Raw genomic sequence first — 13,532 nt, forward strand, 5'->3', positions numbered from 1 at the left:
ACTCGACCATCTCTCCGTGTCAAACTCACATTTACCATTATATTTATTTCTGTCATATATGTCAATAGTTATTAGAAAATTTTTGTATTAAAATTGTATAATTTTAATATATCTTAGCTTAATTATAAAAATATAGTAGGAATTTAAAGCTTATATAAGGTTATTTATTAAAAAAACTGATCTACAAACTGAAAAAATTCCCTAATATTCATACTAATTTTATTTAGAGTTATTTTTACTTCTTTTATTATATCAACTTTTTTAATGTCTTCAACATATTTTTCTACTTCTTCTATCAAATTATCAATCTTCTGATTGGTTGCATCGTGCTTCTTTAAATTTAAATCAAATTCTTTAAATGTTTCTATAAATTCTATTTTACTATCCTCAGATACATTTTTAGATTTATTAACTTCTTTATTATTATCCTTTTCTTTTGAAGAACTATGTGTATTTGTAGCTATAGCTTGAACTTTCTTTACATGATTTCCTTTACCAAAAAAATTTACTGTTATTATTGACGAAATACATATTAAAATAGTGATTGCTATTAAAAGCACTTTATTTTTTTTCTTCTGTGGCTTTTCCATAATTATCACCTCTAATGCAATATTACCAGTATAGTATGATAAACTTCAATACTTTTTTATGTTTATTACAAAAGAGTAAGATTGGTAAGCATTATGTAAGATTAAATATATGAACTGTTCTATCACAATGGTAAGGTTTTCATATGAAAGTAGGCTATGAAGATTTAGCATCTTTTAAAAATATTGGTTTTCTTTATAAAAACAACTCTATAATTCACTTCAGATATTTAAATTTAAATAATAAATATATTATAAAATCTATATAAATATGACATATTTATTCACAAAGATTATGATTTGTTTGCGAATATGTTCACCGCTATTTTTTAAGGTTTACGAATATGCTGAAAATAAAAAAACCTAAGTAATCAGCCTAGGCTTTCCAATCTTTTACTTTTTAGTTTCTGATGCTATTGAATTAATCTGATCAAAATAATTTATTACTTCACTACTTAGTTCAAATCTCCATATCCCTACTTTACCATTTTTATAAAAATTAGATAAAGGTACTTCCTCAAGCTCTTGAGAAATTAAATACACTTTATTTAATTTATTTATCGCATCATTCACCTTTTCAATCTCTTTGTCTAACTTTTCTGAATTAATTTCATTCAAATAGTCAATAAAAGGTTTCATAGGAGTATTAAATTTTTTATTAATATTGCTAAAATCCAAACTATCATTTAGACAATACAACTTATAAGATAAATCTCTTATTATATCAGCTTTATCTTTAATAGTATTAGCATTATTGATTTCCTTATTATAATCATTCATTATTAATCCAAAAACTTGAACAGAACTATATAAATTCTTATATATCATTTTATTTCCTCTATGTTTTAAGTTAGCTAATGAAGCAATTGAGAATATAAGTATCAATGTTAAAATTACTATAATAACTTTATGTTTGGTTTTGAATTCAATATTATTCATTGTTACACCCCTTTTTTTATCCCTACTTATATAGTATAGAAAAAAATGACAAAAAACAATAAGGTATTTCAATATATAATATTGAAATACCTTATTATATTTGTGATTTACTTTTGTTAGTCTAGTATTGTAGTTAATCTACCTGTTAATTTCCAATATTGTTTATTCTTTCCTTGATATACCCATACAAAATCTTGGAAAATTGAAACGGAGTTAGCTTCCCCATTTGCCATTGCTCTGTATGCAGTTCTTAAAGTTTCATATGCAGCTTTAGAATAATTTATTTTTTCTGCACTTGATAATGTCTGTGTAACTGAAACTCCTGATACAGCATATCCGAATCCTGGAACCATTGAAAGTAAATCACTTATTACACTTGTAAAGACATTAACATCTTTAGCAAATACATCGTAAAAACTATCCATAATCCTTTCTAAAGTCCTTAAATCTGTAACTAAAGAACTCTTTGATCTAATCTCTCCTGCTTTTGGCATAATAATATTCCCCCTTAAATTTAATATTTATTTTTATAAGACCTTTAGTCGACTATGTTGCCTTACATACTATATAAAGAAAGTTATGTGTTAAATGTCACCCTGGCTTTTAAATTTATTTTTTATATATGATTTAAAATTTGATATTTATTTTCTATAAGGCTTTTAGTCGACTATGTATCTTACATACTATATAAAGAAAGTTGTACGCTAAATGTAACCCTGCATTTTTAATTTATTTTTTTATTTTTTCAAATACATGATTTTTTATTTCTTCTACATCTTTTTTAACATCTTCAACTATGTTCAATTTATCTGTTAATTTAGAAATTATATCTTGATAATTCTTCTCTCGTTCCTCTTGCTTCAAATCTCTTTTTTCTTGCATTTTTAATATATAAAAAATAAGAACTATACTTAAAGCACTCCATATTCCTTGCGTTGAAGCTAATTTTATAAAATCCTCCATTGATAACCTCCTATTTTATGCACTTAGATATTTTTTTAATGTTACTAAGGCTCTATTCTTAGCTTTATTTACAGATTGCCTAGATATATCTAAAATATTAGAAATCTCAGTTTCACTATAATTTTTTATAAATTTTAATATTAATATGGTTCTTTGTAGCTCATTAACTTGATTAAGTAGATGCTTTACAAATACATAGTTATATAAATCTCGTGATGTTATAGAACCTTCGTATATATTTAAATCTAACTCATCACTTTGTTTTAATAAAATTGATCGTTTTTTAGAAAGGTATATATACTTGTTTTTTAAGGCGGAATGAATATAAGATACAATATATTTATCAGGACATTTAGTTGGAATTTTATTTAATGGGAGTTTATATGTTATTTCGATTAGTGCTACGATTAGATCTTGTTCCGCATCATCATAATTTAATGAGTAGCTATATTTTTTTATCAGAGGATTAAATTTTTTAATTAATTCTAAAACGTATTTAGAATTTCTAGTTTTACATTTTCTTAATAGCTCATATAAGCTATTGCTCATAATTTATCACCTACTTTACACCTTTGAGAGTAAAAAGTGATAAAGTGGAGTTTCGTAGCCGTCCTCAACCAGCTTTTTATTATACATAAATATACAACAAATATAAAATTATACAATTATTATACATATTTTTACATATATATTGTATAATAATTTTACAAATTATAAAATAAATGTATAAAAATTATAATTTTGGAATAAAAAAATACGAACTAATTAAATTAGTTCGCATTTTTTTTCAACACCCTAAAGAATTAAAATAAAAATAGCTTAATTCTTTGTTTCTTATTTGTAAATTATACTACATAACTTCTCTTCCACCCATATATGGTCTTAAAACCTCTGGAATTGTAATTGTTCCATCGGTATTTTGATAGTTTTCAAGTATAGCAGCTACTGTTCTTCCTATAGCAACACCTGATCCATTTAATGTGTGTACAAAATTAGGTTTACTTTTAGCATCATCTTTATATTTAATATTTGCACGTCTTGCTTGGAAGTCTTCAAAATTACTACAGCTTGAAATTTCAACATATCTATTATAGCTTGGCATCCAAACTTCTAAATCATACTTAAATGCAGCAGTAAATCCTAAATCACCTTTACATATCTTAACCACTCTATACGGAAGTCCTAATGCTTTTAAAACGCTTTCTGCATCATTTACAAGACTTTCAAGCTCATTATAAGAATCTTCCGGTTTAACAAATTTAACAAGCTCTACTTTATTAAATTGGTGTTGTCTTACAAGTCCTCTTGTATCTCTTCCTGCTGATCCTGCTTCAGATCTAAAACAAGCACTATAAGCAGCATATTTTATTGGAAGTTTATCTCCCTCTATTACTTCATCTCTAAAAAGATTTGTAACAGGTACTTCTGCTGTTGGTATTAAAAAGTAATCTGTATCAGCAACTTTAAAAGCATCTTCTTCAAACTTTGGAAGTTGTCCTGTTCCTGTCATACTATTTCTATTAACCATAAATGGAGGTAGTATTTCTGTATATCCATTTTCATCTGTATGCTTATTTAAAAAGAAGTTTATTATAGCTCTTTCTAATCTAGCACCTAATCCTTTATATACTGTAAATCTTGAACCAGTAACTTTTCCACCTGCTTCAAAATCTAATATTCCTTTTTCTGTTCCTAAAGTCCAATGCTCTTTTGGCTCAAATTCAAATTTTCTTGGCTCACCAAATTTTCTTACTTCTACATTATCTTCATCAGTATTTCCACTCGGAACTTCAGGATTTGGTATATTAGGTATTCTAAGCATTATATATTTTATTTTTTCATCTATTTCTGAAAGTTCTACATCAAAGTTTTTAATTTTATCAGCAAGCTCTTTCATTTCTGCCATTATATCATCAACAGGTAAACCTTCCTTTTTAAGTTTTGGAATTTGAGATGATTGAGTATTTCTTTTATTTTTTAATTCTTCAACCTCAACTAATATATTTCTTCTTCTTTTATCTAAAGCTACAACCTCATCAATAACACTTATATCAAAATTTTCTCCTCTATCATTAAGTGCTTTTTTTATTTCTTCAATATTGTTACGAATTCTTTTTAAATCTAACATAAAAAATTCCTCCTACAAGTTTATTTTATTTTTATTAATTCTAAATTTTTTCAAACAAAAAAGAGCCTTCAATCCCAAAAGGGACGAAAGACTCCGCGTTGCCACCCTAAATTGAATAATATTCAAAAAAATATTATTCCTCTTAATTATAATAACGGTAATTACCGTACTGCTCATCACAGTCCCTTCAAGTTGGATTCACAAAGTTTAACATATCAGCTTGCACCACCCACTGACTCTCTTTAATGTTAATAAATTGCTACTAGTCTCTTCAACGGTTTAATCTAAATATTTATTTTGAAGATAATTCTATATCTTAATATATGTTTTGTCAATATAAAATTAATTATTCTTATATATATTTTTAGTACATACAATATCCACACCGGTATTTAATATATTTTTGCATACTACATCTCCTATTTTTATAGGAGGCCCAATATGAATTCTACTTAAAGCTTTTGAACATTCAAGCCATAATTCTTTATTTATAGGCTTAGTGCTCTTTACAGGAGCTATATCATGCTTATTAGAGCCCTTAACTCTAACAATGGTAGTTAATATTTCTTGATTGCACATATTTATCATTCCTTACATTGTATCAAATTCTTTAATTCTACTTAACACTACTTTAGAGTTTTTTGAGTTTTTAACTATTTCTGTTATATGCTTGTCTGTTTCTCTAGCTAATATAGAAATTATAACTTGATTACAATAAGATCCTCTACAATTTCCAAAACCCGCACCTGTTCTTCTTTTTACACCTTCTAATGTACGAGCACCTAAGGGTCTTCTTATTGCATCTACAATTTCACCTTCTGTTATATTTTCACATCTACAAACTATTTTACCATACTTCTTATCTAAATCTATTATCCTTTTTCTATCTTCATTGTTTAAATCTCTAAATTTATAGCACTCTCTTCTTCTATCTATAAAATCTTTTTTTAATATACAATTTAAATCATTAACTACCATTTTACAAACCATATCAGCAATAGCTGGTGTCATAGTAACTTTTCCAAAATGCTTAACGCTTACATTAATATAACCATTATCATTTAAATTATCATCAATAACTACAGGCTCGTCGTATAGACTCCAATCAAGAACCATTTTAATACTCTTTGCATCAACCTTTCCAGTTAAATGAGATAATTTATCTATAACTATATCATAGTTTACATTTTCATCTGTGCTTAATGCTCCTATTATTTCTCCATTCATTGTTGGGCGTATATACCGTCTTTCTTTATTGTCTATATCAAAAATTATGTTCGAGTACAAATTATTATAGCTTTTATCTACTATAAAATATTTTAAATTATTTTTATAAGCATCTTTTATTTTATTTTTGTTATAATCTCTCCCTAAATCCTTTTGAGAGGTTGTGTTTATAACTATTTTACAAGTAAATTTATTTCTATTTGTTTCAACTTTAAATCCTTTTGATGTGTTTTCAATATTTAAAACTTCTTCTTCTAACTTAAATTTTACCCCATTATCAAAGGCAATTTCTCCATAAGCTAATGCTAAATCATAAGAGCATACTACACCCGTATTAGGAATGTATAGTGCCTTTTTAAATCCTCTTTGTAAATTAGGCTCTACTTGATAAATTTCTCCATCACAAAGTAGCTTAACTTCCCTTATTTCCTTCTCTAGAGCTATTTTATACATTCTTTCAATTTGTATTTCTTGCTCCCTATTTTTAGCTACATATAATGAACCACATCTTTTAAAAGGGACATTAAATTTACTTACATAACTGTCAATCATTTTATTGCCTTTTCGAATTAATGAAGAGCTAAGTGTATCCTCACACTCAAGCCCATCATAAATTGTTGCTGTATTTATTAATGCTGCGTCTGAACCAATATCATGGTCTTTTTCTATTACAGCTATATTTAAATTATATTTTGATAATTCATAGGCAACGGCACAACCTATCATGCCGCCACCTAATACAAGCACATCGTAGTCCATAATTCCTCCATAAATTTAACTTGTACTATTTAGAAACTTTTTCTATTTCTTTACCAAGTGAATTTATATATTCGCCATATTTAGCCCAGTCTCCATTCTTTTGAGCTTCTATTGCTTTATCATACAATTCTTTAATCTTCTTAATATCAGCATTATCTGTGGCTGTAATCACTTTATTTTCATCTCCAGCTTTATCCTCATAATTAAACAATTGAGCTAATGCGTTTTCAATGTTATTAGCTAAAACTATTTGATCCCCGTATCCTACAATTACATTTTTCATTTCTGGAATACTTTTTTCTCCTGCTGCTCTTAAATAAAGAGGCTCAACATATAGTAAAGATTTTTCTATTGGGATAATTAAAACTTCTCCAAATTGAACTTCTGAGCCTTTCGTATCCCAAAGAGATAATTCCTTAGATATTTCTGGATCTTGATGTAATTTTTGTTTAAATAACATAGGACTATATACGGTACCACCTGTAGGAAATTTATAGAGGAACATTTGTCCATAATTTTCTCCATCCATTCTTACTCCATACATAGCTACCATATTATCTCTACCTTTAGTATTAAAATATTCTAATACTACCATTTCATCTTTTGTTTCATTAGGTAATCTCATAATAACATAGGAAGCTTCATTTAATTTTTCTTCTTCACTTCCATCTATTTTTTCTTTATCACTTGCTATGCTCCATACATCATCGCCATTATAAAACACTCCAGGATCTTTTACATGATATTTACCTAAAACTTGACACTGAATATTAAATAAATCTTCAGGGTATTTAAAATGTTCTCTTAAAGATTTAGGTGCCTCTTCAACATCTTTAAATAATTGTGGAAATATTTTAGAGTAAGTAACGGCTATAGGATCATTTTTATCTACAACATAAAAGTTTGTAGTACCATTAAATGCATCTATTATAACCTTAACAGAGTTTCTCATATAGTTTACGTTATTATCTAAAGGCTGAGAAAAAGGAAACTTATCTGTTACTGTATACGCATCCATAATCCAATATAATTGACCATTATCTACAACTATATAAGGATCTCTATCATATTGTAAAAAAGGTGCTATTTTATTTACCCTTTCTTTTATATTTCTGTGTATAAGTATTTGACTATCTCTATTTATATCTTGAGATAAAATAAACTTAGGATTTTGATATTTGAATGAAAATAAAATTCTATTTAGCATAGACATTCTTATTCCAGCTTCTCCATCATAGTTATTAGTTACATTTTTTCCGCTCATAGGATAATCAATTTCACCAAGATCAGTATTAACTATACTATAGTCATTTGTACTTTCTCCAAAGTATATTCTTGGATTATCTATCTTTATATCCGTTTTATTTTCTATAGGTACATTACTAATAACAAAGTTAGGTTGTCCTTCACTTGTTACTGAATTAACCTTACTCATTACAACTCCATATCCATGAGTATAAGACAAATGCCTATTCTGCCATGTATTTGAGTTATCATCTAATTTATTTAAATCTAACTCCCTAGGTGCAATAAATACTTGGCTGTACTTTCCATTAATATTATATCTATCTATATCAATATCATTGAACCCATAATAATACCTTATATATTGAAATTGATTATTAAATTCTAATGCTGGCTTATATGCATTTATCTTTATATTATCAATTATATCCTTGTTATCTTTTATATCTTTTTGAGTTAAATTATTAATAACATTATAATTTTCTTCTTTAATTTCATCAATATTAAAAGCTTTTCTTGTATAATCAATATTATATTCAATAAAGGGTTTTTCTAAAGTCTTTTCATTAGATTGAACTATAAACTTTTCAACAAAAGTTGTAGATACTCCTTCCCCTATAACCAGCACAAACATTAAAACAATTGAATAAATTATAGGTTTTACTTTAGATGTAATTATACTAAAGAATACTACTACTGAAGCTACTAACCCTACTATTGAAACAGCTCTATAAAATTTCAAGCTAACTTTCATATCTGTATAACTTGCACCAAAAACTGCACCCTGTGGTGAATAAACTAAGTTCCATGCATTAATCATATATCCGAAAGCTATAAACAGCATAATTAATGCTGAAAGTACAGCTAACTGTTTACCTGCAAAATTTGTTATACCACTTTTAAAACTTTTAAAACTTTTAAAAGTTTTATTATTTATATTAACAACTTTGTCCTGTATTTTATCTTTAGCACTAAAAGAAATATAAATTATAAAAGTAATTATTACTAAAATAACTAACAAAGAAATTATGCTACTATATAATGATTGTATTAAAGGCAGCTTAAATACATAAAAAGAAATATCCTTATTAAATATAGGATCACTTAAATTAAAGGCTGTTGAATTTGTAAATTCTAATATTCTATACCAATAATTTGATGCAAAAATATAGGAAAAAAACATAGAAACTAAAGCATTTATAATTAAAAATACTTTAAATATCTTTTTCTCTTTAGCTCTATTTCTTTCTATAACTTTTCTCATTTTCATGATACTAGGTTTTAAGCTTATATAATATACTGTTATAGCAGTAAAAATAATAATAAATACAGGTATCATTAACTTTAACGTAGCTACAACTCTTTTAAAATATATAGATAAATATCCCAATTCTTTAAACCATTGATAATCAACTAATATGTTTATGCTAGAAGCTAAAACCAAAAGTATTAATATTATCATTATTATAAAAGAAAATACTATTCCCTTCTTCTTCACACTATCACCTCTTATCCTTTTTCAAACAAGTATATATTAAGTTTTATATCTCCTCTCATAATTTTTTTCTTAAAATATATGAAATTAAATAATTAGCTAAAAATTTTAATGATACTCTCTTTTATAGAAATATTGAACATTTATTTTCTTAAAGCACATAAATATCTGTACATCTTAATAATACTATTATTTAAACATAAATCCTATATAGAATAGTATATTAACTTATATATTATCTACCAAAAATCCTTTATTTTTTAATTCATCTATAATGTTATCCATAGCTTCTTCATTTTCTGCACTAATTGTATGAAGATGAATTCCATTAGTTAATAAAAATAATGGTTCTGCTTCATACTTATGAAGGTTATCTATGAAATTCTCTACATCATATAAATTTTTTACCATAAGCATTCCTTTTATTTCTCCATATAACGGATGCTCAACAATAACATCCTCAATTATTCCACCATACTTAACAATAGTTTTCATTTCTTCTTCTATATTTTCTTTATTATGTAAAGTAGCAATTACTTTTTTAACTTTCATAGTATCATTATTAGGCACAATATAACCTTCAGGAGTAGCAATTATATTAATACCCTCAGCTCTTAATATAGCTATATCTTTCACTATAATTTGTCTTGTAACACCAAAAATTTCTGCTAATTTTTGGCCTTTATAAGCGTCATTACTTTTACATAATACTTCTTTAATTTTTTCTCTACGAATTTGTGAATTCATTTTTTCCTCCATCTTATATATAAAGTATATTTTTAAGGTATAAGTATATTTTAACATTATAAATATCTATTTATAATAAAAATAAATAGATATTTATAAACTATGCTCTTTTCTATAATTCTTGCTATGAAATATATATATTATTATAATATTATTACCATTTAATGTAAATAAGTGATATAATATTTTTATATTTATTTTATAGAAATGGGAGGGTATTAAATGCATATAAGAAATAATTTTATATCATATTGGAATAATTGGAGAAAGAAAGGACAAATTCTTTACATTTTAAAACATATTATTATCTATGCATCTATATTTATATTAGCTTTTGGAATTATAAATAATATTAAAAGAAAATATATTTTAAATAAAAATTCTCTAATATTTACTATATTAATAGGATCTTTTTGTGGAGTTGTTTATGGCATTAACTCTTGGAAAAAATATAATAAAATATATTTAAATATATTTAAATAATCTTAAAGAAAATAATTAATTAAAGATTTTTAAAATATTTTATATCCTACGAAAATCTATATTCGACATATAGTTATCTTATATATTACTTTTATGATTCAGTATACTATAAAATATATAAGAGTACTAACTATCCTTATAATTACTTATCCTCTAAAGATTTTTTTAATAAAATCATTTTACTTCAATATATAAATATTGAAGTAAAAAATCACTATTAAAAATTAATATTTAATAGTGATTTTTCTTATGTAATATGAAGGTAATTTATAATTCTAATTTGAATTTACTTTTAGCAAGTAGAATCAATTTCTATCATCACATTTTTTTAATATGTCCATGGAAATATTTTGGTAATTACTTGTATGATGATATCTTATTAAATTTAACAAATTATCATCATAATTATATTCTTTTAATATGTTATATCCTATTTCACCATGATTATAATAAACATTTATAAATTTTATATTATCAAATTTTTTTAATCTGCCTTTAGTAATAAAATCTAAAACAACTACTATAGATTTTTCTATAGGATTTAAACTCTTATATAACTTACCTATATCATGAAGAAAACCTGCTTTTATTAATGTATTTATTTCATCATGATTTAAAGATATTTTTTTAGTTTCTTCTAAAATATCCTTAGCCACATTTATACAATGTTTTTTATCATAAACCTTAAGTTTATTAAATAATTCAATTTCAAAAGGTTCTAAATATCTATTAATAAATTCTATATCTTCATCTGTAATTTTAGCTGTTACAGCCTTAAAAAATTGTTTTACTCTATAAATAAACATATATAACTCCTAAAATGTATGTTTTCATATATATTACTCTTAAATTTAATCTCTCTAAAAATGATCAATCGTTATTAGCATTATTAGTCAGACTCAATTCTCCATTATCAGTGGAGAATTGACAATTATTGTTCAAATTAGTTTTATCAAACCAACCAATTTCTTTAACAAATTTATAATAAATTCAAAACTTCTCGTGAGAGAAGTATCCATAATTGTCCATTGTCAATCGTCAATTCTCAATTATATAAATATAAGCTAAAATAATTTGTTAACACAAATTTATGGGTATATAGGTTAAACTTATGAGTGGTGCATCTATATATGTCTATTATATACAAATATATTCAAAGAACAAAATTTAAAACTATATTCTTTATCTTAATAGCTATAATCTAAGTTATATTGCTTACAAATAGTATTTACTAGAGCAAATATTATTACTGCTGCAGTATTTGAAGTTATATTATCTTTATCAAATCTTGGAGCTACTTCACATATATCAAAGTTCATAACCTTTCCTGACTTCAATATATGTTTTAAGACTTGAATTACCATTTCAGGATCTAATCCAACAGTTTGAATTGCACTAACACCTGGAGCAAAAGCTGCTGAAAATACATCAGAACAAATGGTTACATATATGTAATCTTGTTTTTTTATAAAATCTTTTAAGGCTTTAATAAGTGCCCATCCATCACTAGATACTATGTCTTTTGCAAGGGCATATTTAACTCCTAATTTATTAGCAGTTTTAAAAAGGTCAATTGTATTACTATGTTCTTGAACACCAACACAGAAATAGGAAAAATCCATATCATTATTTTTACAGATATCTGATATTTGCCTAAACATAGTTCCAGAGCTTCCTTCCTTATCATAAGGTCGTAAATCAAAGTGAGCATCAAAATTTATTATGCCAATCTTTGGTTTATCACATATAGTTTGTACATTATTAAAGAGCCCCTTAAAGTTTCCTAAAGCAGTTTCATGTCCGCCGCCTAATACAATTGGGAATATATTTAAACTAAGAAGTCTAGCTACAGATTTAGATAAAAGTTCTTGTGCTTCACTCAAACTTAATCCTTCTGCAACTATGTCACCTGCATCAAATATATTTACACATTCATAAAAGTTGCAAGGGAAGTTTGCCATTTGAGTTCTTATGGATATTGGACCATTTATTGCACCAACTCTGCCTTTATTTAATTTTATACCTATATCACAACAAAAGCCTAATATGCCAAAGCTTAAGCTTTCTACAGGCTTTATATTTTCGTCCCATAAATTTAATGGTTTAACATGTTGGTGCCATCTAAAAGCATCGTAGTTGGAAGTACTGTCCACTCTTCCACTCCAAATGCTCTCATCCATTGGTATATAATTTTTACTACACATAAATTCATCTCCCATTATAATTTTGTAACTATATAAAAAGTAACTCATATTATAGCATTGAAAGCATTAATTAAAAAGGGGAAAATATGTCAATTTTTATATCAATGCCTTATGATCAAGTATCTCAAGGCGTTTTAAAGATTTTATCCCAATTTAGTACTGATCTACGCTCAGCTAATGAAATGATAAATACACTATTAACTAATGATAAACTTAATGTTGATGATAACTTTTTAAACTTTGTATCGCATTTTGAGCAGGGTAAATATTATCAATTTAGAAGTGAAGGATACATGGAGGCTTTAGTCTTTACAAAGGCTTACAATGAAATGAGCTTATGCTATTGGATTAATAATCTACAAACCCCTGCTACTAATCACTTTGCAGAAGCTTTTAGTTCATTAGATAGGGTTAGTCGTTCATTCTTATCTGATGATGACTTTAGAGATTTAATAATTGAAGTAGGTGCACTAAAACAAATACAGATGAAATTAATAGAAACAATAAGAATGTATAATTTAAATTGTGGCCAATCTAGATTTTAAAATTAATTTATTCTAAAAATAAAAAAAGCAATCCTTTTGGATTGCTTTTTGGTGGAGATAAAGAGATTCGAACTCTTGACCCCCTGCGTGCAAGGCAGGTGCTCTCCCAACTGAGCTATACCCCCAAATATGGTGGACCTTCAGGGACTCGAACCCCGGACCTACCGGTTATGAGCCGGTTGCTCTAACCAACTGAGCTAAAGATCCATA

Annotated in this window: 14 protein-coding genes, 2 tRNA genes and 1 other annotated feature; of the genes, 2 read left to right on the forward strand and 14 right to left on the reverse strand. The window is 26.0% G+C overall.

The features are described 5' to 3' along the window. Nucleotides 1-167: 167 nt before the first annotated feature. From B3603_RS10490 to B3603_RS10535, 10 genes are all read right to left on the reverse strand, one after another. Nucleotides 168-590, reverse strand: a complete 423-nt coding sequence (locus B3603_RS10490) for a hypothetical protein (RefSeq protein WP_291564340.1) — start codon at nt 588-590, stop codon at nt 168-170. Nucleotides 591-980: 390 nt separating this feature from the next. Next, nucleotides 981-1,526 carry a hypothetical protein gene (locus B3603_RS10495; protein WP_291564343.1) on the reverse strand — a complete coding sequence of 182 codons (546 nt, stop codon included), beginning with the start codon at nt 1,524-1,526 and terminating at the stop codon, nt 981-983. Nucleotides 1,527-1,642: 116 nt separating this feature from the next. Next, a complete protein-coding gene (locus B3603_RS10500) occupies nt 1,643-2,020 on the reverse strand; it encodes a hypothetical protein (protein WP_291564346.1) in 378 nt (125 codons plus the stop codon). Between the two features lie 235 nt (nt 2,021-2,255). Continuing rightward, nucleotides 2,256-2,489, reverse strand: a complete 234-nt coding sequence (locus B3603_RS10505) for a BhlA/UviB family holin-like peptide (RefSeq protein ID WP_039629785.1) — start codon at nt 2,487-2,489, stop codon at nt 2,256-2,258. Between the two features lie 15 nt (nt 2,490-2,504). Then, nucleotides 2,505-3,038: an RNA polymerase sigma factor gene (locus B3603_RS10510; RefSeq protein ID WP_291564352.1), complete on the reverse strand. Its 534-nt coding sequence runs from the start codon at nt 3,036-3,038 to the stop codon at nt 2,505-2,507. A 301-nt stretch (nt 3,039-3,339) separates the two neighbouring features. After that, the gene (gene serS / locus B3603_RS10515) at nt 3,340-4,617 is read right to left on the reverse strand and encodes a serine--tRNA ligase (protein ID WP_291564355.1); all 1,278 of its coding nucleotides are present in this window, start codon (nt 4,615-4,617) and stop codon (nt 3,340-3,342) included. A gap of 76 nt (nt 4,618-4,693) precedes the next feature. Then, nucleotides 4,694-4,901: a binding site (T-box leader), on the reverse strand. A 58-nt stretch (nt 4,902-4,959) separates the two neighbouring features. Further along, nucleotides 4,960-5,196 (reverse strand): DUF1667 domain-containing protein, encoded by a 237-nt coding sequence (locus B3603_RS10520; protein ID WP_291564358.1) that lies wholly within the window; start codon nt 5,194-5,196, stop codon nt 4,960-4,962. Nucleotides 5,197-5,208: 12 nt separating this feature from the next. After that, nucleotides 5,209-6,603 carry an NAD(P)/FAD-dependent oxidoreductase gene (locus B3603_RS10525; protein ID WP_291564361.1) on the reverse strand — a complete coding sequence of 465 codons (1,395 nt, stop codon included), beginning with the start codon at nt 6,601-6,603 and terminating at the stop codon, nt 5,209-5,211. Between the two features lie 25 nt (nt 6,604-6,628). After that, nucleotides 6,629-9,346 carry a UPF0182 family protein gene (locus tag B3603_RS10530; protein WP_291564364.1) on the reverse strand — a complete coding sequence of 906 codons (2,718 nt, stop codon included), beginning with the start codon at nt 9,344-9,346 and terminating at the stop codon, nt 6,629-6,631. Nucleotides 9,347-9,571: 225 nt separating this feature from the next. Further along, nucleotides 9,572-10,090 carry a transcription repressor NadR gene (locus B3603_RS10535; RefSeq protein ID WP_291564367.1) on the reverse strand — a complete coding sequence of 173 codons (519 nt, stop codon included), beginning with the start codon at nt 10,088-10,090 and terminating at the stop codon, nt 9,572-9,574. 222 nt (nt 10,091-10,312) lie between these two features. On the opposite strand from B3603_RS10535, the gene B3603_RS10540 reads away from it, so the two are divergent. Next, nucleotides 10,313-10,573, forward strand: coding sequence for a hypothetical protein (locus B3603_RS10540; protein ID WP_291564370.1), 261 nt, complete (start codon nt 10,313-10,315; stop codon nt 10,571-10,573). 305 nt (nt 10,574-10,878) lie between these two features. Here B3603_RS10540 and B3603_RS10545 read toward each other — a convergent pair whose 3' ends face one another. Both B3603_RS10545 and hutG read right to left on the reverse strand, forming a co-directional pair. Continuing rightward, the gene (locus B3603_RS10545) at nt 10,879-11,379 is read right to left on the reverse strand and encodes an HD domain-containing protein (protein ID WP_291564373.1); all 501 of its coding nucleotides are present in this window, start codon (nt 11,377-11,379) and stop codon (nt 10,879-10,881) included. A gap of 381 nt (nt 11,380-11,760) precedes the next feature. Then, entirely contained in the window at nt 11,761-12,777 is a 1,017-nt protein-coding gene (gene hutG, locus B3603_RS10550; protein WP_291564378.1) for a formimidoylglutamase, read from the reverse strand. A gap of 86 nt (nt 12,778-12,863) precedes the next feature. Between hutG and B3603_RS10555 the strand changes: the two genes are divergently transcribed. Beyond that, nucleotides 12,864-13,322 (forward strand): hypothetical protein, encoded by a 459-nt coding sequence (locus tag B3603_RS10555; protein ID WP_291564381.1) that lies wholly within the window; start codon nt 12,864-12,866, stop codon nt 13,320-13,322. A 49-nt stretch (nt 13,323-13,371) separates the two neighbouring features. Here B3603_RS10555 and B3603_RS10560 read toward each other — a convergent pair. Then, nucleotides 13,372-13,447, reverse strand: a tRNA-Ala gene (locus B3603_RS10560). A gap of 5 nt (nt 13,448-13,452) precedes the next feature. Then, nucleotides 13,453-13,529, reverse strand: a tRNA-Ile gene (locus B3603_RS10565). Nucleotides 13,530-13,532: the final 3 nt, after the last annotated feature.

This window comes from Clostridium sp. UBA2485, from assembly GCF_002341865.1.
Classification (GTDB): domain Bacteria; phylum Bacillota; class Clostridia; order Clostridiales; family Clostridiaceae; genus Clostridium_J.